The sequence below is a fragment of the Nostoc sp. genome (genome assembly GCF_036917775.1).
GTDB lineage: Bacteria > Cyanobacteriota > Cyanobacteriia > Cyanobacteriales > Nostocaceae > Nostoc.
This window is the reverse complement of sequence record NZ_JBALEQ010000110.1, coordinates 1-22,387: the sequence shown is the minus strand read 5'-3', so window position 1 is coordinate 22,387 and position 22,387 is coordinate 1. Positions and strand designations below refer to the sequence as shown.

14 protein-coding genes, 1 tRNA gene and 1 pseudogene are annotated in these 22,387 nt (G+C 38.1%); 13 read left to right on the top strand and 3 right to left on the bottom strand.

The annotated features are described in order from the left end of the window. Positions 1 to 152: 152 nt before the first annotated feature. From V7K69_RS22465 to V7K69_RS22440, 6 genes and pseudogenes are all read left to right on the top strand, one after another. Positions 153 to 1,220, top strand: a pseudogene (locus tag V7K69_RS22465) (AAA-like domain-containing protein); the annotation flags it as partial. 1,803 nt (positions 1,221 to 3,023) lie between these two features. Further along, positions 3,024 to 3,959, top strand: coding sequence for a CobW family GTP-binding protein (locus tag V7K69_RS22460; protein ID WP_335038397.1), 936 nt, complete (start codon positions 3,024 to 3,026; stop codon positions 3,957 to 3,959). 863 nt (positions 3,960 to 4,822) lie between these two features. Then, entirely contained in the window at positions 4,823 to 7,570 is a 2,748-nt protein-coding gene (locus V7K69_RS22455) for a Mu transposase C-terminal domain-containing protein (RefSeq protein WP_335038395.1), read from the top strand. Beyond that, positions 7,570 to 8,694: an ATP-binding protein gene (locus V7K69_RS22450; protein WP_335038393.1), complete on the top strand. Its 1,125-nt coding sequence runs from the start codon at positions 7,570 to 7,572 to the stop codon at positions 8,692 to 8,694. Before V7K69_RS22455 ends, V7K69_RS22450 begins: the two co-directional genes overlap by 1 nt. After that, positions 8,684 to 10,264: a TniQ family protein gene (locus V7K69_RS22445; protein WP_335038391.1), complete on the top strand. Its 1,581-nt coding sequence runs from the start codon at positions 8,684 to 8,686 to the stop codon at positions 10,262 to 10,264. Before V7K69_RS22450 ends, V7K69_RS22445 begins: the two co-directional genes overlap by 11 nt. A gap of 87 nt (positions 10,265 to 10,351) precedes the next feature. Continuing rightward, the gene (locus V7K69_RS22440; protein WP_335038389.1) at positions 10,352 to 11,740 is read left to right on the top strand and encodes a TniQ family protein; all 1,389 of its coding nucleotides are present in this window, start codon (positions 10,352 to 10,354) and stop codon (positions 11,738 to 11,740) included. A gap of 159 nt (positions 11,741 to 11,899) precedes the next feature. Here the strand turns inward: V7K69_RS22440 and V7K69_RS22435 are convergent. Further along, positions 11,900 to 11,973 (bottom strand) — tRNA-Val (locus V7K69_RS22435). Positions 11,974 to 12,145: 172 nt separating this feature from the next. Between V7K69_RS22435 and V7K69_RS22430 the strand changes: the two genes are divergently transcribed. Then, on the top strand, positions 12,146 to 13,717 hold the full coding sequence (locus tag V7K69_RS22430; RefSeq protein ID WP_335038387.1) for a metallophosphoesterase family protein: 1,572 nt from the start codon (positions 12,146 to 12,148) through the stop codon (positions 13,715 to 13,717). Between the two features lie 342 nt (positions 13,718 to 14,059). Next, positions 14,060 to 15,694 carry a glycosyltransferase family 39 protein gene (locus V7K69_RS22425; RefSeq protein WP_335038385.1) on the top strand — a complete coding sequence of 545 codons (1,635 nt, stop codon included), beginning with the start codon at positions 14,060 to 14,062 and terminating at the stop codon, positions 15,692 to 15,694. Between the two features lie 148 nt (positions 15,695 to 15,842). Here V7K69_RS22425 and V7K69_RS22420 read toward each other — a convergent pair whose 3' ends face one another. Continuing rightward, positions 15,843 to 17,189 carry an ABC transporter substrate-binding protein gene (locus V7K69_RS22420; RefSeq protein ID WP_335038383.1) on the bottom strand — a complete coding sequence of 449 codons (1,347 nt, stop codon included), beginning with the start codon at positions 17,187 to 17,189 and terminating at the stop codon, positions 15,843 to 15,845. Between the two features lie 147 nt (positions 17,190 to 17,336). On the opposite strand from V7K69_RS22420, the gene V7K69_RS22415 reads away from it, so the two are divergent. The 3 genes from V7K69_RS22415 (at position 17,337) to V7K69_RS22405 (ending at position 19,925) form a co-directional block, all read left to right on the top strand. Next, a complete protein-coding gene (locus V7K69_RS22415) occupies positions 17,337 to 18,095 on the top strand; it encodes a YebC/PmpR family DNA-binding transcriptional regulator (protein WP_335038381.1) in 759 nt (252 codons plus the stop codon). A 191-nt stretch (positions 18,096 to 18,286) separates the two neighbouring features. After that, entirely contained in the window at positions 18,287 to 18,478 is a 192-nt protein-coding gene (locus V7K69_RS22410; RefSeq protein WP_335038379.1) for a hypothetical protein, read from the top strand. Between the two features lie 187 nt (positions 18,479 to 18,665). Continuing rightward, a complete protein-coding gene (locus V7K69_RS22405; RefSeq protein WP_335038376.1) occupies positions 18,666 to 19,925 on the top strand; it encodes an FAD-dependent hydroxylase in 1,260 nt (419 codons plus the stop codon). A gap of 3 nt (positions 19,926 to 19,928) precedes the next feature. Here V7K69_RS22405 and V7K69_RS22400 read toward each other — a convergent pair whose 3' ends face one another. Beyond that, positions 19,929 to 20,573 (bottom strand): Uma2 family endonuclease, encoded by a 645-nt coding sequence (locus V7K69_RS22400; protein WP_335038374.1) that lies wholly within the window; start codon positions 20,571 to 20,573, stop codon positions 19,929 to 19,931. A 284-nt stretch (positions 20,574 to 20,857) separates the two neighbouring features. On the opposite strand from V7K69_RS22400, the gene V7K69_RS22395 reads away from it, so the two are divergent. Both V7K69_RS22395 and V7K69_RS22390 read left to right on the top strand, forming a co-directional pair. Then, positions 20,858 to 21,721: an HNH endonuclease gene (locus tag V7K69_RS22395; protein WP_335038371.1), complete on the top strand. Its 864-nt coding sequence runs from the start codon at positions 20,858 to 20,860 to the stop codon at positions 21,719 to 21,721. Positions 21,722 to 21,866: 145 nt separating this feature from the next. Further along, complete coding sequence (locus V7K69_RS22390) at positions 21,867 to 22,313, top strand: REP-associated tyrosine transposase (protein ID WP_335038369.1); 447 nt, start codon at positions 21,867 to 21,869, stop codon at positions 22,311 to 22,313. Positions 22,314 to 22,387 lie beyond the last annotated feature (74 nt).

Below are 22,387 nucleotides of genomic sequence, written 5' to 3'. Positions count from 1 at the left end.
TACTCACTTAATTTCCAATTGATGATGTATCAAAAAAATGTCTTAGTTCGAGTGCTGTGAATGGATTTTTTATTGTTTGTGAGAAATCCGGGATACCTCGTTGCCTACTTTACCGTCAGTACTTCCGCCGTGTCCTGTCAGGAAGTTAAACGATGACACAAAGCAATTCTAGCTTCTATCAGGTCGGAGCAAGCCTTCCAGTTGATGCTCCTAGCTATGTCAAGCGACAAGCGGATGAAGAGTTTTACCAAAAATTACAGGCTGGCAAACTTTGTTATGTGCTGAACTCCCGGCAGATGGGTAAGTCTAGCTTGCGGGTACAGACAATGCAAAGTTTAAAAGCACAGGGGATAGCTTGTGGCGTAATTGACCTAACCGGAATTGGTCGTAAAGTTACATTAGAGCAGTGGTATGGAGGTATTGTTTATGCTTTGGTAGAAAGCTTTCATTTAGAAAACAGATTTGATTTTGATTGGCAGACATGGTGGCAACAAAAGCGGCAATCTCTTGATGCAGTGACGTGTTTGAGAGCCTTTATCACAGAAGTGTTGGTAGTAAAAATTGACCAACCAATTGTTATTTTCATTGACGAAATTGACAGTGTGCTAAGTCAAGATTTTTCAGCCGATGATTTTTTCTCTCTTATTAGGTTTTTCCAAAATCAGCGTGTTGATAACCCTAGTTTAAAACGGCTGACATTTGCCTTACTGGGTGTAGCGACTCCATCTGATTTAATTAGAGACAAAAAACAAACGCCATTTAATATTGGTGAGGTTGTTGAGTTACATGGGTTTAAATTAGCAGAAGTTGAACCTTTAGTCAAAGGATTAGAAGATAAATTCTGTAACGGAAAATCACTGCTGGCAGAAGTTTTGTATTGGACTGGAGGACAACCGTTTCTCACGCAAAAACTGTGTCAATTGATACGCAATACAGAAACGGAAATTTTTGATGATAGTGCAACGCAATGGGTTGAGAATCTAGTAAAGAAGCATCTGATTGAAAATTGGGAAGCACAAGATGAGCCAGAGCATTTACGGACGATACGCGATCGCATCCTCAATAATAAGCAACGTGCTGGTCTTATTCTTGGACTCTATCAAAATATTTTAAAATCACAACAATTACAGCCAAGTAATAGCACTGAAGAAACCGAATTGCGTTTGTCAGGATTAATTGTTAAGGAACAGAATCAATTAAAAGTTTCTAACAACATATATTCAACAGTCTTTGATGGCAATTGGATTAGGCAAGAATTAGCAAAACTACGTCCTTACGATGAATCCCTAAATGCTTGGTTAGCGTCTAATCGCCAAGATGACTCCCGTTTATTGCAAGGAAAAGCACTACAAGAAGCACTAAAATGGGCAGAAGGAAAAAGTTTAAGTGATGATGATAACCAATTTTTGAGAGCTAGTCGAGAATTAGATATAGAAGAAATGAGAAAGGCAAATTCCGCCACGCTTAAAGGTTTGCTTTGTAAATTTACCAATCCTGACATCATAATTCAAGAGATTCTTTCATGGACAGGTGGCCAACCTGTTTTGAGCGAAAAGCTTGGTCAGCTAATTGCTAATGACAAATCTGTTATTCCTGAAGGTACTGAAGCTGTAAAGATTGAAGAATTAGTCCAAACCCATATAATCGCCAATTGGGAAAATCAAGAAACTGCAAAATTTTTCACACCAATTCGTAGTCGTCTGCTCAGAAATAAAAAATTAGTTCCTAATATTCTGCGGCTTTATCAACAACTTTTACAGCAAGGAGAAATTGCAGAAGACAACTCACCAGAACAAACGGAACTGTTACAGTCTGGCTTAGTGATTCAGCAACAAAATAAGTTAATAATTTATAATCGCATATATGCCGCAATCTTTAATTTACCCTGGGTTAATCAAGTAATAAATGATTGGCGACAATTTGCGCCACAATTTGAGGCTTGGATGGAAACTAAGGATGAATTACATCTGTTAATTGGTCAGTCGTTACAAGATGCTTTGATTTGGGCAGAAAGCAAAACTTTAACTATTGAAGAGCATGAATTTTTGATTGTTAGCCAAGTATTAGATACGCTAAAATTAGCATTGATAATTCTCGATGACACTGAAAAAACCAAACTCATAGCAGCAACTACAGCATTAGCAAAAAATGTTAATAATCCTCAAGCCCTTATTCAAAAAATATTTTATTGGACTCACGTAAATCCCAGTTTAACTATAAATCTATGTCACTTCATTATTAATAATACTATTAAGGAAGTTGAAGAATTTGAAAGAATTATAAAAACGCAAATAATCGAAGACTGGGAAAATCAAGAGTCTTTAGAAGAGGTGAAGAAAATTTATAATTATTTACTCATAGAGAAACCACATTCTTTTTGGACATTAGAAGTTTATAAACAAATTTTACACCAAGGAGTAATAGCAGTAGATGAGAGTTTAGAGCAATTAGAGTTACTTAGACTAGGATTAGTTGCTAAAGTACAGAATCAATTAAAAGTAGCTAATCCTATTTACGAGTCTATATTCAACAAAAGTTGGGTAGAAAATTGGTTCAAAGTATTGTGGCCTCATGCGGAAGCTGTAATTGCTTGGTTGGCTTCTAATTGTGAAGATGAATCAAAACTTTTATACGGAGAAGATTTACAAAAGACGTTGATATTTGTTCGAGAAAGAAACTTGAGTGTTCAGGAGCATAAATTTTTTGCAGCTAGTCAATTGCTAGATATTCGCAAAGTTCGCCTTGCTCTAGAGAAGGTAGAACAACAAGCTATACAGGTATTTCAACAATTTGACAAACAAAGCATTAATTTACAAGAAGATTTACTTACCGATATAAAGGCAAAACACACACAAGTATGGCAGATAGCATCTAATTGGATTCAAGAATTAAAAAATATTAAAGATAGAGAACAAGAAATAGAACAACAAAGAAAAGAAGTTCTAAAAAGTTTATTTCTGAAAGATATAAAACGAAATAAAGAAAAACAAATTTTTGCGGAATTTATTCAAAATTTTCCTAAAATGGGTCTACCTGTCACCATTATCACTGGCTTTTTAGGCAGTGGAAAAAGTACATTGATTAACGAAATACTTGCAAATATCTGTAAAGAAAATACAAAAGTTGCTATTTTAGTCGCTGAGTTTGGAGAGATTAGTATTAATCTTAAATGGAATCATATTGTTATTTCTCAGAATCAAAATATAAATGAACAGAAGAAGACGAATAAGCATAAATGTATATTTAGTATAAATGATCATGAATTACAGGATGACTTGGTTACATTAGTGTATAGAGTTTTAGAACGAAAAGAACAAATAGACTACTTAATTGTTGAAACCACAGGTTTGGCAGATCCCTTACCAATTGCGTTAACTTTCCTTGGCACAGAATTGCGCGATTTAACTCGACTTGATTCAATTATCACTGTAGTAGATGCAACAAATTACAGCTTAGATTTATTCAACTCTCAAGCAGCATACAGTCAAATTGCCTGTGGTGATATTATTCTGTTGAATAAGACAGATTTGGTTGATGAAGATACTCTGAGCGAATTAGAACGAAAAATCAACGAAGTCAAAGAAGGTGCGAGAATCATCCGTACCCAGCGATCGCAAGTACCACTACCTTTAATTCTTAATGTAGACTTATTTGATTCTGATAAATATTTTGATATTGATGATGCTTTCACCTCAGTCTTCTTCCAGAGCGACAAACCTTTTGCCATCAGAAAATTTCAAAATTTCTTGGATAATCAATTACCTAACGCCGTTTTCCGCGCTAAAGGAATAATGTGGTTCCATGAAAGTCCCAAAAAGCATATTTTTCACTTGTGCGGTAAGCGGTTTAACCTTGATGATGACGAGTGGAAAGATAATCCCAAAAATGAGCTATTGCTGATTGGACGAAATCTAGATCGCCAGACTTTGCTTGAACAACTAGGAAATTGCTTGTGCTAACCCAGTGGTATAAGAAATCAAAAATATTAAAGCCATAAATCTTGAAATACACTGTTTAGCACAATATTATTACTGATCTCAAATATTATTTTTTGCGTTAATAACAAATCTAATATAATTTTTGACTGTGAAATGCTTTACTGGTAAGCGTTTCAGCAATCTATTTGTCGCAATCATTTTTTAGATTGCTATAATCCTGCTGATTTCCAAAAATTTTGGCTCTTCCGTATGTATTAAGCTAAAGTTTAAACTAAAATTAGGAACTTGCTTTTAAAATCAAGGGTTTCAGGTAGTTACAACCTAGATTTTCGCCAAAAACTAAAAAGTTAAGATTAAAACCTATCTTTCTTGCCCAGCAGGCATATGAGCTAATTTATAGGACGTTTTTAGGATAACAAGTAATTTAAAACCAAAATTCTAAAAATTTATCACCATAGCAATCCTATTTGATTGCAAAAAATAGGTAAGCTTAAATACTCAACTTATTTGAAAGGTTGGGTATCATGCTACTCATTAATGATTGGGTAATTCTGTATCCCATAGCGTACAAAAACTAAAACTGGTATTGCCTAATATTTTTATTTAAAAAAGACATCCATGTGTTTTACAGACACATGGATGTCTTTATTTATTAGTAATATTAATTTTTATAAAGATAGTTTTTTCAAATAAAATAACTGTGTATTCTTTAGATCAAAGATAAGATTTCACCTAAAGAAAATAATCAACATAAAATCTTGCAAACTGACAAATGTTAATAGCTTTATTTAAAAAAAATATTTATCTTTCTTGTCATTCAAAATAGCTTACAAACTCCAATTAGCATTTTTGTAATGATGTATTTCTAACAAAAAGGAGCTTTAATGCTGAATTATACTGAGTTAAAGTTACAATTGCTAGCATTAAATATACCAGATAATACTCAAAAGATAGTAGAGCAAATCCGCTCATCAGAACCATTAAGAAGAGTAAGTAGTGCAGGTAGAAACGTCATTGGTTTCCATTCTAGCCAGAAGATGGGCAGAACTATACAATTTGAGTCTCATACAGTTGAACTTGTAGCTATCGAGCTTTTCTATGAGTATGACAACGACGTTCTGGAATATTGGGATCAGGCATTTCAATTTACATTGAAATACGAATCTAAGAATGGAAAGAATAATACCTCTGCTCATATACCAGATTTTTTTGTTATCCGTCAAAATTCACTTGGTTTTGAAGAGTGGAAACCAGAAAAAACTTTGGAGAAGTTAGCTGTTAATCAGCCAAACCGTTATCTTCGGGGAGAAGATAATCTCTGGCATAGTCCTCCTGCTGAAGAGTATGCAAAGAAATTAGGATTTTACTATCGCCTTCGTTCAGATGCTGAGATTAACTGGATTAAGTACCGTAACATTAAATATCTCAAAGGATATCTTGATAAGAACTATACGGTAACTCCAGAAATTGCTGGTAATTTAGTTTCAATTGTCACTTCCAATCCAGGCATCAGCTTGGCCCAACTACGTGAAGAAGCAAAAGAAGCGACTATTGATGATATTAATGCCCTCATTGCAGCTAATCAGCTATACATTGACTTAAGTGCTGCACCTTTAATGGAGCAAAAAAGAGTAAATATCTTTCGTGATCAATTAACAGCAGAAGCTTACACTGTTGTCGTTAAATCTTGTACGCAGGCAGTAGCAGATCAACTAAAAATTATTGATGTTGATGTTGGATCATCCCTTCTTTGGGATGGCAAAGCTTTAACAATTACAGCAATAGGAGATACCAAAATTTGGTTGAGTGGAGAAGATAATCCTATCGGACTAACCCATGCTGGATTCCATAAGCTAGTGGAACTTGGGGAGATAACTGCTGTGCAAAACCAAGAAGCATCAAGTATTAAGTCACAGGGATGGGAACAGTTTTTGAAAGCTAGTCCCGAAGTCCTAGAAGTTGCCAATCATCGCTACCAAGCGATCGCACCTTACCTGTATGGAAAACCTACACAATCATCAGACCAGGTTTATTCTGAGCGTACCATCCGATACTGGAAAGCTAAATTCCGAGATGCTCAACAAAAATACGGCAGTGGCTTTATTGGTCTGATAGATAATAGACAAGCTAAAGGAAATCGTACTGCTAGATATTCAGAGCAAGCAAGAGAATTCATCTACAAGATAATCGAAGAACACTACGAAACGTTTACACAAAAGAATGTGTGGTCAGTTTACCAAACACTGATTGACGAGTGGGAAGAAGCAGGGATGATTGAACCTATTCCCAGCCATACAACTTTTTATGAAATGGTGAAATATCGTTCGGGTTATGTACAAACGAAGAAACGACAAGGTTCTCGTGCTGCTAACCAAAAAACACCACCCTTGCAGTTAAATCTCCAGACACCTCGACATGGCGATCGCCCTTTGGAAATTGTACATATTGACCATACCTTACTCGATATCGAAATGGTATGTGCATCCACAGGTATGAATCTTGGCAGACCTTGGGTAACAGCTATGATTGATGCCTTTAGTAGAAGAATTCTTGGAGTTTATACCACTTTCGATGCGCCTAGTTACCGCTCTTGTATGATGGTAATGCGAATATGTGTACAACGTCTTGGACGCTTTCCTGAGACTATCGTAGTTGATAACGGTAAAGAATTTAAAAGCATTTATTTTGATACACTTTTAGCTCGGTTTGAAACCAATAAGAAGCACCGACCAGCAGATATGCCGAAATTTAGCTCTATTATTGAGCGTTGGTTCGGTACAAACAATACACAATTCATCAACAACTTAAAAGGTAATACTCAGATTACAAAACACGTTCGTCTAGTTAAGAAAGCAAATAATCCAAAAAATTTGGCTGTTTGGACACTTGATGAATTTTATGACTACTTTGCTAACGGATATTGTTACGGAGTATATGAGCAAAAAAAACATCCTGCTCTAGAAGGACTTTCTCCAGGTGAAGCCTTTGCTCTTGGACTTGCTCATAGTGGCTCTCGTCCCCATCAAAAGATTCTTTATGATGAGCAGTTCAGAATTTTGACTTTACCTTCAACATCTAAAGGGACAGCAAAAGTTCAAGCTGGCACGGGAGTAAGGATTAATGGTCAAGATTACTGGTCTATAGATGATTCATTTCTTCGTCCAGATATTGAAGGCAAACAAGTACCAATACGTTATGACCCCTTCGATTATGGCACTGCTTATGCCTATGTTCAGGGACAGTGGATACGCTGTATTTCTAAGCACTACAACAAATTTCAAGGTCACTCAGAGCGAGAGGTAATGATTGCTAATACAATTGCCGCGCGGAAAAGACAGCTTCACAAAAAAGGTATTGCATCTGGGGTAGAGAGTATTGCGACACTGCTGAAAAATGCAGAATCACATGAGGAATTGCTGCTTCAGCGTCAGCGCGATTTAGCAGTAAAAGATGTCCGTGACTTAATTGAAAGTAAATCAGTTTTACCCAATACTTCTCCAAAAACCAATATCTCACAGGCTATACATAGCTTGCCAGATGAAGATTGTACTGACAGCGAAGTGAATACAACAGACGATGATGTTGTTGATTTGAATGAGATTAAACCCTATGAAGATGAGGAATTGTGGTAATGAGCAACCAAAGACCATTTCCTTTAGAACTTTTACAAAAACCATCCTCAGAAAAATTGACATACTTCAAAGGGATTACTGTACCTCACAAAAATTTGAAGGAAGTGTCGAATGTACTAAAAACTAATATCCTTGAACCTGCTGACACCTCATTGTTTCTTGTATTTGGTTCAACGGGTATTGGTAAAACAACTCTCCGTTTGCGTTTGGAGAAACTCATTCTTGAAGAATTTCTGGAGGAGTTACGCCAAAATCCTGGTCTAATTGCTGTAGCTGGTGTAGAAGTTAATTCTCCAGCACAAGGTAAATTTAATCAATCAGATTACTACATCCGAGTTTTAGAAAGCTTAAATGAAGTCTTAATTAGCTACAAGGTTGATTATGCAATTTATGATGATCTGTCTGGTGGCTTAAAGCCTGTTCCTAAGACTAAACAGAACAATGCCGCAGCATTACGTCGTTCAATGGAAAAGGCGTTTACTCATCGGCAGTTAAAAGCTTTTATGGTGGATGAGGCTCAACATCTCTTTGCTATGGCTGGTGGACATCAGTTACTGAACCAGATGAATTGGATTAAGTCTATTGCCAATCTTACAAAGACAGTACACGTTTTGTTTGGTACTTATGAGTTACTTAACTGTTCTACAGTAAATGGACAAGTTGGTAGGCGTAGTCAGGACATTCATCTTGCCCGTTATCACAAGGAGTTTCCACAGGATTTAGCTGAGTACAGCAGAGTAATCCAGACTTTTCAGCGTTATTGCCCCCTTCCAAAAGAACCACAGCTTGAAAATCATTGTGAATATTTTATAGATTACTCTCTTGGTTGCATCGGAATTCTTAAAAACTGGTTTGTGCGTGCGCTACGTATTTCTCTAGAAGAAGATGCCAAGACTTTAATACTTCAGCATTTCCAAAAGACAGAACTATCTCCAGCCCGACGTAAGCAAATCCGTCAGGAGGCAGAATCAGGGGAAAAACGTTTGGAAGAACTTCTCAAAGATGATGAAGAATTTTATAACTCTAATTCAAATAAGAAGAAATCCACTCAATCTCGTAACCAACGCTTAGGTGAACGCAAACCACAAAGAGATCCAGTAGGAATAGATTCGTATGAAAATTAACTTGAATCTGCCTGATGAATTGTGGGGTTTAGAAAAACCAAGTATCCCTCCCCGTAGCCGTTTGTTTTCTTTAGAACCAATAGGTTTAGGAACACCTTATGTAGAAAGCTTGACGAGTTATGTGGTTCGACTAGCGGAAACTCATTCCATTACCACAAGCAAGTTGGTTACAAGTGAGATTGTTCCCATACTTAGGCAAGAGGATAGTTCCTACACCTCCAATAAGAATTCTTATATTTTCAGCAGTATTGGAAGCTCTAAAGCAAGAGGTGCGTTGAACGGAACGGGTGTAATGTCAAGTAATTTAGTTCAAGCACTGACAAGCCTAACGTTACGTAGTGACTTATGCTTCCTAACAATGCTTCCTTGGGCTGAAGTTATTGCTTCACAAAAGGCCTTATCTAGACACATAAAAGCTTGGTGTCATATTTGTTACAATGAATGGCAAGAACAAGAGCAGGTAGTATACGAACCTTTAATCTGGACATTGGATGTCATTAAAGTTTGTCTACGTCATCATCAACGCCTACAAACTCAGTGTCCTCATTGCTATAAACAATTGCTCGCATTAGAAGAAAAAACACGCTTGGGATACTGCTCAAAATGCCAGGGCTGGCTTGGTGTTGTTTCAAGAATAGATTCTGACATTCAATGTTTATCAGAAAATGAGTTGTCTTGGCAAATATGGGTAGCAGAAAACATTGGAAAAATAATTGCAACTGCACCTCAGTTAGAATCTTTTCCAAGTAGAGAAGTAATTGGAAAAATAATTTATGAATATGTTAACCAAGCTACCAAAGGCAATTACACAGACTTTGCACGTTTTATTGGTAATCCTAGAACTAATGTCGGTGAATGGTGTTCAGGTAGGAAGATTCCTACACTTATTACAACTCTACAAATTTGTGAATCTTTGGATATACCTTCACTAGATTTTTTTAGAGGAATAATTCATCCTATTAATAACACTAGTATAAACAAACAATATCACAAACAGAAACTACAAAAGTTAGATATTCCTAAAAGACAATGCTTTGATTGGGAATTATTTCGACAAGCTTTAATTGCATCTCTAGAAAAATTACCTCCACCAACAATGGCAGAGGTAATAAAAGATTTTGGATTTATACCAACAACAAGTTTTTACACACGTTTTCCCAGTCTAACTGATGCTGTCAATACCCGATATGCTAATTACCAAAAAGATGAACAGGAAAAAATCAGACAAGAGCTTATTCGTGTCTTGGTAGAAAATGAATATCCACCTCCCTCATTGGAACAATTGGCTCAACGATTAGGATGTGACGACGGCAAAATCTACAGACATTTTCCAGATTTCTATCATATTATTTCAGGACGATATTTACGTTATCGTCAGGCGCATCGTCAGGAATTGGCTCAAGAAATAAGAGAAGATGTTCGACAAGCAGCACTTAAACTCCATGCAGAAGGAAAAAACCCTCATGGTAAAAGTGTTGGAACACTCCTTAGTAAGCCAGGAATCATGTTGAATAAAGAAGCTCAAGTTGCCTTACGTCAAATTCGCCTTGAATTAGGCTATGAAAAATAGGCAAATAAAATGCTCAAAATCCACAAATTTTGAGAAAAAGTCTTCTTAAATAAATAAGAAATTTAACAGATTTTGTCCAATTTAAATATGTTGCATCAAAGCACCAATGATTTATGGGATTTAGAAAAACCCATTATTACGGAACGTAGTCACCTCAATCACCTGAAACCAATTGGTGTTGGAACAACAATGGTGGAAAGCTTAACAGGGTACATTGCTAGATTGGCAGATTCTCACAACGTATTTCCAGGAATTCTCATATCAAGAGAAATTGCCCCATTTCTCAAAGAAATTTTTCTTAAAGACAGCAGCAGCAGAGGTTTACGCGCCTTCTTCCATCGTGCCACAGCTTTAAATGGTACAGGAGTTATGGCACTAGATTTTGTAAATTCACTTGAAAATCTAACATCTCAAAGCAATTTGTGCTTTCTTACCTTGCTTTATTGGGCTGAAATAATTCCCCCTAGAGGCTTGTTTAATTCGCACAAGACATGGTGTTCTGCTTGTTATGAACACTGGTATTTATCAGGGGAAATTGTATATGAACCTTTAATTTGGAACCTCAGTAATTTTAAGGTGTGTCCCTACCATCATCAACGTCTTCAGAATATATGTCCTCATTGCCAAGACGTAATACCCCTACTCACTTGGAGAACACGACCAGGGTACTGCTCAAATTGTGGTGGATGGTTAGGTAGAAATGACAGTAAAACCTCTACAGATGAATTTTCTCAGCAAGGATTTTTATCCAAAGAAGAGTTGGAGTGGCAAACGTGGGTAGCAGAGGTACTTGGAGAATTAATTGCTGCTATCCCATATCTAAAAACTCCAATACCAAAAGAAAACATTGCAAAATCTCTTAGTATAGCGATAGATATGGTTTCTGAGGGAAATTTAGCGGCTTTTGCCAGTCTACTTGGACTACCAAAAAATACAGTATGGATGTGGAAAAATGGTAAAGCTGTACCCCAAATTGATTTAATGCTGAGAATCTGCTACTTTCTGAGAGTCACTTTATTAAATTTTCTCACATCAGAAGATATTGCCAGTTGTATCAAAATAACAATAAAGCCACCTTACCAGCGATCGCGTAAACCAAGAATATCCCCAAAGTCGTTTGACTCAGAGCAGGTACAGAATGCTTTACTGGCTGTAGTTAGAAGTGACGAAATCCCGCCACCAGCAATGAGAGAAGTAGCTTTGCAGCTTGGATATGATAGGAGGACAATCCTACAACATTTTCCAAATTTATGTCATGCTATTTCCGCTAAACGTCTGAGTTACTGCAAATCATTACGTCTGGAAAATATAGAACTGTCTCGCAAGGAAGTGCAACAGATTGCTATTAGACTGTGTAATGAAGGAATCTATCCGACCGAAAACCTTGTATCTCAGTCTATGACAAAGCCTGGATACTTGAGATATAAAGAAGTCCGTGCTACATTGCAGCAAGCACAGACAAATTTCTCTGGGTAGGCAGATTCATCACTCAGAATGGTCAAGATCAGGTTTAATTAAATGTCAAATTTTTAAACCATAACTTTGCCGGGGAAGTTTTCAACCATAAGGTTGCCGTTGCGGCAATATTATGCTTTAAATCACAATTTAATTTGTGAATGTACACTGTACAACAAATGGACGTAACTGGATTCGAACCAGTGACCTCTACGATGTCAACGTAGCGCTCTAACCAACTGAGCTATACGTCCTTAACCACACGAATATTGATAGTAGCATATACTTTTACGATCGCACAAGATAAAGACCCAAGCTTTTTTGAGAGGGTTTTAGATTTTGAGTGCGTAAGTCCTAATTTTAAATAAAATCCTTATTATTTCGTTACAATCAGCTTGTGCGTTAAGCATTCAAGAGTTATCAGCCATGAAATTGATTTCCGATCCACCAATTCCTGTAAAAATTCAAAAGATGAAGGAACGGGTGCGGTGGATGCATCCAAGTTTTGTGCAACGGGGAATTGACCAAACCAGAATGGTTATTGACGATCGCAGGGAAGATAATCCAGAATTTTCCTTTATGGTTATTGGTGATTCCGGTACTAAATCTCATTCTCCCCACCACCCCCAACGAAAAGTTGCCGAATTGATGCTGCCTCACCGGGATGATTGCAGTTTTGTGTTGCACACAGGTGATGTAATCTATGTGGTTGGTTCCCAAGAATATTATTCAACAAACTTTATTGAGCCTTACCGGGAATTTCTTGTAGGTGGTGACAACCCGAAAAGCATTCCTTATGACCAGATGGTGTTTAATATGCCATTCTTGCCAGTACCAGGTAATCATGATTATTACGATGTACCGTTGATATACCGTTTATTGACTGGCACAACATTTTCATTACGTCGCCTGTTCCGCTACAAAGATATCGAGATTGGCTGGCATGGTTCGTATCAAGGGAATGCTTATGCACGGGCATTTATGGACTATACCCAAGCGATCGCTTCCCCGCAAGAATTAGAACGTCATTTAGATCGATACTATACTGCTAAGACTGATACAGGGCGGTGTTTGCGTTACGAACCCGGACAGTTTACCCGCTTACCCAATCGTTATTACACCTTTCGTTACGGTGGGATTGACTTTTTCGCGCTGGATTCTAATACCTTTAATACACCATCACCTTTACCTGCAACTGAAGAGGGGGAAATTTACCGCCGGGAATTGCAAAAGCGTCGCCAGGAAATAGATCGAGAAGAATTGCAGATTTTGGGAATATGCGATCGCCTCAACCCAGATAAACCCGCCGAAGCTGAAGAACTCGATGAACTTAGCGCCAAATTAGACCAAATAAACGAGATCAAAATCGATATTGAAAAACAATTGGCATCTCATAAAATGCCTGCGATTGACTTTGAACAACTTGAATGGTTACGAAGCAGACTAATCGAATCTTGGAACACCTCCGAAGTGCGTGGACGTGTAATCTTTTTCCACCATCCGCCATTCGTCACAGAAGCTACTAAGTGGAATCAGGCACAAACCTTGGCAGTTCGTCACCGTTTGCGCTGGGTGTTTGAACAAGTGGCAGAAAATCTTGGTTCTCTAATTAAAGAACGTCCCATAGTCGATTTGATTTTAAATGGTCACGCTCACTGTTTGGAGCATCTTCGTACAACTGATACCGGATTTGCTGACTCTCACATTAACTGTATTATCTCTGGTGGTAGTGGTCATCGTCCCCGCTATCAAAGGCGAAAGGGGACTGAATTGATGGAGACTTTTACGGAAATTGCAGGTAAACCCACTCGGAAAGTTGCCGATTCAACGCTTTTTGTAGGTCGTCATGATCATAATGCTCAGAACCGCCTACCTTACTCATGTGTGCGGATTGATGTTCTGGATGGTAGCCCGCCCAAGTTTATCATCAGACCGTTGGTTACTGAACGGATTGAAGATGAGTGGTATAACCGCGAACTTGAGCCTTTTATAATTTAAACGGGATGCGCGTACCTGATGCCAAAGACGCGATTTATTATAGACAGTCTACAACGCCGTGATGCCTATTATTTCGTTAACAGCAAGCCACTACTAAGTTATTGCAAAAATTATCAATTGATAATTACGTCTATCTTGCCTCAATGCTAAATAGAATTTAGTTTGCACTTTGTGTTTGTGTCATCGGGAGCTATATCTGCCCCAATTGCCACAGGTGTACGCTAAGGCGGTTAAGTTTTGAAACAAGTGGCAAACGATGTAACGGATTTTCTGACTACAAGGCAAGTCCAATAAACTGATAAACTAAAAATTATTATTGATAATAATTGATACTCTGCTTTTATGCCTGACTCATCTAAAACAATTCAAAAAAATCATGCTGATTTATTCTTTAATAGTTTCCATCTGCTAACTATTATTTTGATAGTTATAGGGATATTGATGAGATTTATTAATATTGATGGAAAAATCACTTGGGCTGATGAAACATTTACTTATTTAAGAATTTATGGTAACACCAAATCAGATTTAATGCAGGAAGTAGTTAATAGCCAAATATTAACTGCTGGAACATTATTACAAAAATATCAAAGTACTGGTGTTGGAAAAAGTATGATTGATATTGTTAAAGGGTTAGCGGTAGAAGATCCAAAACATCCACCCCTATATTTCGTGATGACAAATTTGTGGGTGCAATGCTTTGGAAGTACAGTCGCAGCCACAAGAAGTTTTTCTGCTTTTATAAGTTTATTAATTTTTCCTGCTCTCTATTGGCTATGCCAAGAATTATTTCAATCAAAAATCGTCGGTTTAGTAGCAATTGCCATTATAGCTGTATCACCATTTTATCTTGTGTATGCTCAGGAAGCAAGAATGTATAGTTTATATACACTAAATATCTTGCTATCTAGTGCTGCATTGCTTAGAGCAATGAGGTTAAATACAAAACCAAGTTGGAGTATTTATTCTCTCACTTTATTGCTGGGATTATACACACATTTATTGTTTAGTTTGGTAGCAATTGGGCAAGGTATTTATGTAGCTGTCAATCAAGGACTCCGAGCCAGGAAAATATTGATTGCTTATCTGAGCGCATTCTTAGCTGGAATATTAGCTTTTCTTCCCTGGTTATTTTTAATTATTACTCAATCAGATAAAGTTCAAGAAACAATAAATTGGTCGAAGCGTATTGTACCGCTGAATAATTTAATAGATACATGGCAGATTCATTGGGCGCGTATTTTTTTTGATATAACATCGGAGTATAGTTACCCAGATCAGTTAAAAAATATTCTCTGGTTTTTAATTATTAGACTCTTAGTAATTTTATTATTTTATGCAGTTTATTTCCTTGTTCGTAAAACGCCCAAATCAACTTGGTCTTTTATTCTAATATTAATTTCATTTACAGCACTAACTCAAGCGATACCCGATGTAATTTTTGGTGGGCTTCGTTCCGTGATTATAAGATACTCAATTCCTGTTTATTTAGGATGCCATTTGGCTATGGCTTATTTATTAGCTCAAAAAACTCTCTTATCTCCAGAGATGAACATACGTAAGCATTTATGGAGGTTATTACTTCTTGGGTTAATTTTTTTACAAATTATCTCATGTGTGATTATTTTACCGAAAAAAACTTGGTGGAATAAAGCTTATAGTTCCGATAATATTCCAATGGTAAACATTATTAAGCAATTTCAAAATCCTTTAATTATTTGTTTAGAGTGTGGTAAAGATTGGGGTTGGGGAAATGTATTATCTATAAGTTACCTTCTAGAACCACAAACAAAAATTCAATTATTTCCTGAAACAAATATTAAACAAATTCCTGATACTTTTACTGATGTATTTTTCCTCAATGCTTCTGAAAAATTACAAGATACCTTGAAAAAAGAACATGGCTGGAACATAGCTTTGGTTTTCAAGCACAGTCAATCTCTATGGAAGCTAAAATCAAGTACAGGGAATAAATGAAGCCGATCAAGACTAAAACCTAAATGTATAAACACTATTTATTCGCGGTTTTGACCCACTGGAAGATGCGGTTGCCCCTGGTGTCAGCCTTACTATATCTACCCCGATTAATAAACGCGATTAATCGCGTCTCTACACATTCCCCATCTCACTTAAAAATCAAATCTAAGCGCTGCTGGGTTGCTTTGAGTGAGTCTGCTGGCGAACTTTTACCCAACAATACAGATTCAATCGCCCGGCCTACACTGTCAGAAATCCGATTATAACCAGGAAATATCGGACGCGATCGCCCATATTTTGCTTGGTCTAAAAATACCTTCACCTGTGGTATTTTTTTGATAAAATCCTGATATTTTGGACTTTCACGAGATTTCAAATTCACTGGTAAATAACCAGTTCCCAATGCTAATTCTGTCTGAAATTCTTCACTCAAAGCATACTCAACAAACTTAAAAGCTGCTGTTTCACGTTTTGGTGTAGTTTTGAAAAAGAAGAGATTCTCACCACCAATAACAGTAGCAGGTTTTTGTCCAACAGGAATTGGGAAAACATCAAAATCGATACCAGTCTCTTGAAATTGCCCCAGAGTCCAAGGGCCATTTAATTGCATTGCAACTTTACCAGCCAGCAAGTCATCTGTCTCATAACCCCGTTCTGGTCCAGATAAAATCGCGGAACCATCCGTAATTAAATCACGCCAGAATTGCAAAGCTGCGATCGCACCTTGATTATTTTGCAAATTTACTGCTGCTGCATTCTGTGAATCACCACTCACCAATTCACCACCACCACTCCACATAAACGGCAACCAGGTGAACACTGTAAATTCCCCCTTTCCCAAAGGTAGAAACATTCCATATTGATCGGTTCGTCCATCACCATTGGTATCACGAGTTAATTTCTTGGCAACTTGTGCAAACTCCTGCCAAGTGTGCGGTAATTGTGTAATCCCTGCCGCCTTAAACAAACTTGGACGGTAAAAAATACCAACATTATTTGTAGCAAAGGGCACAGACCAAATTTTACCGTTGTATTTCATCGATTCATACAAAGCGGGGTCAATTTCGGCTTTGATTGGAGATTTCTCCAGCATTTCATCCAAAGATAAAAGCGCATTGAGTTCTACCAATTGACCTGCGATCGTCGGATTGTACCACAATAAATCTGGGGGTGCATTTCCTACCACTGCTGCTAAAATCTTGGGCGTTTGCTGATCCTGTTGCCCAACATAAAGCGACTCTACTTGAATATCTGGGTGAGATTGATTGAATTTGTCTACCAGCTTTTGCAGCACATCCCGATTTGGCGGCGGATTTACACCTTGCCACAGGGTTAAATGAATTACTTTATGTTCCTTAATAACAGGTAAAATACTTTGACATCCAACTAAAGCTATTATGCCTACGAATAATACAAGCAGTAATCTCCTAAGATAATTTGACAGTTTCTTTCTTTTTCGCTTGGCATAGCGAGGAGGCGAAAAAAAATTGTGCATGATGTTGATTAAAATGATTGATCGATTCTCGTAGCTGCTTCAACATAACTTTGCCACTTTGATGTAGAGTTGCACAATTATCTTAAGTTATGGTTTTTGCAAGCGTTTATATCCTAATCTTGAATAGAGTTTTGATAATTTCAGATTATGGCAGGACATAGTAAATGGGCAAATATTAAGCGCCAAAAAGCGGTAGTAGATGCAAAAAAGGGGAAAACCTTCACTCAGTTATCGCGGGCGATTATTGTGGCGGCTAGAAGTGGCGTACCAGATCCGGCGCTGAATTTTCAACTTCGCACGGCAATTGACAAGGCGAAGGCAGCGAGTATCCCCAATGATAATATTGAACGAGCGATCGCTAAAGGTGCAGGCACTTTTGGCGGTGATAACGCTATCTTTGAGTCGATTCGCTACGAAGGCTATGGCCCCGGTGGTGTAGCGATTTTAATTGAAGCCTTCACAGATAATCGCAATCGCACTGCTGCTGACTTGCGTGTAGCTTTTAGTAAAAATGGTGGCAATCTTGGTGAATTAGGTTGCGTTAGCTGGATGTTTGACCAAAAAGGTGTTTGTGTCGTGCAGGGTGTAGTTGACGAAGAACAGCTTTTAGAAGCATCCCTCGAAGGCGGCGCTGAGTCTTATGAGATGACTGAAGATCAGATGGCTGAAGTTTTTACTGATATTGGCAATTTAGAAACCCTTAGTCAGACGCTCAAAAATCAAGGCTTTAAGGTAACTGATGCCGAATTTCGCTGGATTCCTAGTAATAGTGTAGATGTTACCGATCCAGATCAGGTGCGATCGCTTTTCAAGTTAATTGATACTCTAGAAGGCTTGGATGACGTGCAAAATGTCACAGCTAACTTCGACATAACAGAAGAATTGATGACTCTTAGCATTTCTTAATCAAAATTTGCACAGAGCAAAATGTTACATCTAACTTGGAAATACCAGCAACTCTGATTAGCCAAGTATTCTCTATAATTCCGATATTTTACGGTTGTAAAAATAGACATGAAAGATTCATATCAATTACAAACTCATGACATATACCTATTGGATAGTTAGATTGTTGATTAGTTGATGAGGAATTTCAAGTGAATAAGTTCGCTAAAGCTTTACTTTTGGCTTTAATTTTTGCTGCGCCTGTAACCGCTTTTGCATCTCAAGCTCAAGCTAAAACTATCCACCATGTTGCTACTACAAAATCTAGCAAAGTTAAACAACTGAAACACCACAAACATTACAAACATCATGCTAAAAATATAGCTCCTAAAACTCATAAATAGTTACTATTATGTGCAACAGTTTCTAGTAGCTCTGTAATAAAGTTTAGTGTTGGTTTATCTGAAAAAATAACTGCATTATTTAACCCCGTTGAAATCCCTACCTTTCAACGGGATTTTTCATTAACTTGCTCAAGGAGGCGCGATCGCGTCAAAATAAGAGTAAAAGACGCTGTAACCTAACTTAACAATGGCCCTAACGCAGCTTGAGCAACCTCTCTCCCCTCAACCAATACCGCCAGACTTGCGGGGATATGAATATGATTTGGTAATTGTCGGCGGTGGGATTATTGGGTTAACTCTAGCCTCTGCTTTAAAAGATTCTGGTTTGAGTATCTTGCTGATTGAAGCGAAAGTGGCTTCGGTGGCGGTAGCGAAGGGACAAGCTTATGCAGTTCATCAGCTTTCGGCGCTAATTTACCAAGGAATTGGAGTTTGGGACAAAATATTGCCTCAAATCGCCAAATATTGCCGAGTTCGTCTTTCTGATGCCGATTATCCCAATGTGGTGGAATTTACCACAGATGATATAAATACAGCCGAGTTGGGTTATGTGGCAGAACACCAAGCACTGTTGCAGCCTTTGCAAGAGTTTGTCCAAGATTGTCCAAATGTGACATATCTGTGTCCGGCTGAAGTGGTAAATACGCAGTACCAGAAAGATATAGTCGCGGTAGATATTAAAGTTGCCGATCAGTTATACACAGTTCGCAGCAAATTACTAATAGCAGCAGATGGGGCGCGATCGCCAATTCGTCAAGCTGCTGGTATCAAAACCTCCGGCTGGAAGTATTGGCAGTCTTGCATCGTGGCATTTGTCAAACCAGAAAAACCGCATAACAACACGGCTTACGAAAGATTTTGGTCTAGCGGCCCCTTTGCGATTTTACCTTTACCAGAGAACCGTTGCCGCATTGTGTGGACAGCCCCTCACGAAGAAGCAAAAGCTTTGTGTGCCTTAGATGATGAGCAATTTTTAGCAGAACTCACCCGTCGCTATGGCGATCAGATGGGGAAATTGGAATTACTAGGCGATCGCTTTGTATTCCAGGTACAACTCATGCAAAGCGATCGCTATGTTCTCTCCCGACTGGCATTAATTGGTGATGCGGCGCACAATTGCCATCCTGTGGGTGGACAAGGTTTAAATTTGGGAATTCGGGATGCAGCAGCTTTGGCGCAAGTAATCCAAGCAGCGCACCAAGCGGGTAAAGATATTGGCGACATTCAAATTCTGAAAAGTTATGAACGCTGGCGCAAGTTGGAAAACCTGACAATTTTAGGTTTCACCGATTTGTTAGATCGGATGTTTTCTAATAACTTCTTACCTGTGGTGGTGGTTCGTCGCTTAGGTTTATGGTGTTTGCAACGAGTTCCTGTATTAAAGGTGTTTATGCTGAAATTGATGATTGGCTTGAAGGGACGGACTCCAGAATTGGCAAAACGATAAACGCTAGATTACAGCAGCTTGAAAAATCTGGTTTGGGGTGAGATTCAATTCGGGAAAGGTTTGGGAGATAATGCGTTCCCCGAAGGGGTTGCCGCAGGCATCGCTATCTCTAAACTTACTTATCTGATATTCCTCATCAACCAAGTTACAAACGCTGATTGTCGGTTGTTTGGGATTGCCGATAAAATTGCGTCCACCCAAGGCAGCATAATCGACAATCCAATATTCTGGGATACCCATCTCTTCATAGTCAGCATATTTTAAATAGTAATCGTCTCGCCAGTTAGTTGATACAACCTCAATTGCCAAAGCTATTGATGCACCTAAACTCAGGGTAGATTTTTTTTTCCACAATGGTTCATTTTCCAGATTTGCACGATTTAACACCAAGACATCTGGAAAATAACCAGAATCTTTTTCAGGAGGTTTAACTATAACTTGGTTAGGGATACCGTAGGGTAATCCTAGACGTTTGATTTCAACAGGAATTTCGACACCTAGAAAGCTTTTAACTTCCTCATGTTCCCCTACTGGTTGTGCCATCTCAACAATTTGTCCTTTATGTAGTTCGTAGCGCACCCGTCGATTATCGGGTAGCCAATCGACAAATTCCTCAAAGGTTACTAGCTTAGGTATGGCTTGAGTCATAGATGATAGAGAATTACTGAATCATAAAAATATTATCTCTAATTCAGCGATCGCATTGCTTGCAAATTAGCTTAACCTTTTACAGTGCGATCGCTATAGCTGGAAATAAACGCTCACGAATTAGCTGCCCAAAGAATGGAGACATTACTATGGTTTTGCGTAATGCGTTACGCTTCGCTAACGCATCCTACGAGATCGGGCGATCGTACTGTATCTTGTATCTTGGCGATCTCGAAATAAAGCAAGATAATTGAAGTACCAAAATTGAAGTATGTATGTAAATTGTGACAAACCACGAAGATAGTAATATTGAGTCACAAATAACCTGTGATGCGCTCCTTAGCTTAATGCAAAAGCAAATTTTGGATATTGAACGCAAAGAAGCAAAGAATACTTGTGCAATCTTTCATCAAACAGGTAATCGGTTTGTATTCCTGTACCATCGAAAAAATAGCCCAAATGTAAGAATTTATTTTCGTGCTGAACCTGATTCAGAATTACATCAAGTTCCGCCCACTATAAATCTTCAGAAACGAACCAAAGTTAATAACGCTTGGGAGAGAAATTTTCCTTACTTTTTTGAACTTTCACCATCTGATAATTTGGAGGAAGTTTCTGAGTTTCTCATTAAAGAAGCTTATCCGCTTTCCTTCAAATCTGCTTCATCAATATTGAGGAAAGAACAGCCTACACTATCTGAGCAGCGTCAAATAGTTGAAGCTGAAGGTTATTTCAATACTGAAAATATTGAAGATGCAAGGCGGCGAGTAACTACTTCTATTGTCCAGCGACAAGGGCAAGCAGAGTTTCGTCGTCAGTTGTTAGAAGCCTATAATTATCAATGTCCAATAACGGGATGTAATGCTGAAGCTGCTCTCGAAGCAGCACATATCATTCCATATAAGGGTACTGAAACTAATCACATAGCTAATGGTTTGCCATTAAGAGCAGATATACACACTCTTTTTGATTTACATTTGCTATCTATTCATCCTAAGACACATAAAATTGTCATTTCTTCTGAATTGCAGGCAACTTCCTACATAGAATATATGGGTCAGAGTGTGTCTTTACCAAAAGAAAAAATCGCACAACCAGACCCAGATGCTTTGAAAAAACATTATGAGTTATTTCTGCAAAAATGCTGACATAAGACCCTTCAGTGCGATCGCCAATCTTGTAGGATGCGTTAGCGCTAGCGTAACGCATCCCCCATGTAATCAAAGTGCTGAATTATGGATTATCAGCTGGATTTGGGCAAACTAATCAACAAATCCGATATAGCATCATTCAATGACCAACTACCGCAGAATAAGGATTGAGGGCGGCACTTACTTCTTTACCCAGGTAACACATGAAAGACAACCGTGGCTTTGTACGGATATTGCTCGTCCTTTGCTGCGCTCGGCATTTCTCAAGGTTCGTGAAAAATATCCCTTTGCGATCAATGCCATTGTGTTGTTACCTGACCACATCCACTGCATCTGGACTTTACCACCCAATGATAGTGATTATGCAACTCGTTGGCGATTGATTAAAAGCGATGTCACCAAGCAAGGAGCATCTAAGCTAAAGTTGCAGGCAAACCGGAGTGAGTCACGGCACAAACGTAGAGAGAGCAATCTTTGGCAGCGACGATTTTGGGAACATTGGATTCGAGATGATGTTGATTTTGTGCGGCATTGTGATTATATCCATTACAATCCAGTAAAACATGGGTTAGAGAACACCACAGAATGATTGATCCTATGATCAGAGAAAGATAATTTTAGTATGCAGCCTACCTCATGTCTCCAAAATCTATCATTCAACTT

Bases quoted from the DNA above. Each gene is read 5' to 3' on its own strand.
- V7K69_RS22460 (WP_335038397.1), top strand. From the start codon at position 3,024: ATGGGTCTACCTGTCACCATTATCACTGGCTTTTTAGGCAGTGGAAAA.
- V7K69_RS22455 (WP_335038395.1), top strand. From the start codon at position 4,823: ATGCTGAATTATACTGAGTTAAAGTTACAATTGCTAGCATTAAATATA.
- V7K69_RS22450 (WP_335038393.1), top strand. From the start codon at position 7,570: ATGAGCAACCAAAGACCATTTCCTTTAGAACTTTTACAAAAACCATCC.
- V7K69_RS22445 (WP_335038391.1), top strand. From the start codon at position 8,684: ATGAAAATTAACTTGAATCTGCCTGATGAATTGTGGGGTTTAGAAAAA.
- V7K69_RS22440 (WP_335038389.1), top strand. From the start codon at position 10,352: ATGTTGCATCAAAGCACCAATGATTTATGGGATTTAGAAAAACCCATT.
- V7K69_RS22430 (WP_335038387.1), top strand. From the start codon at position 12,146: ATGAAATTGATTTCCGATCCACCAATTCCTGTAAAAATTCAAAAGATG.
- V7K69_RS22425 (WP_335038385.1), top strand. From the start codon at position 14,060: ATGCCTGACTCATCTAAAACAATTCAAAAAAATCATGCTGATTTATTC.
- V7K69_RS22420 (WP_335038383.1), bottom strand. From the start codon at position 17,189: ATGCACAATTTTTTTTCGCCTCCTCGCTATGCCAAGCGAAAAAGAAAG.
- V7K69_RS22415 (WP_335038381.1), top strand. From the start codon at position 17,337: ATGGCAGGACATAGTAAATGGGCAAATATTAAGCGCCAAAAAGCGGTA.
- V7K69_RS22405 (WP_335038376.1), top strand. From the start codon at position 18,666: ATGGCCCTAACGCAGCTTGAGCAACCTCTCTCCCCTCAACCAATACCG.
- V7K69_RS22400 (WP_335038374.1), bottom strand. From the start codon at position 20,573: ATGACTCAAGCCATACCTAAGCTAGTAACCTTTGAGGAATTTGTCGAT.
- V7K69_RS22390 (WP_335038369.1), top strand. From the start codon at position 21,867: ATGACCAACTACCGCAGAATAAGGATTGAGGGCGGCACTTACTTCTTT.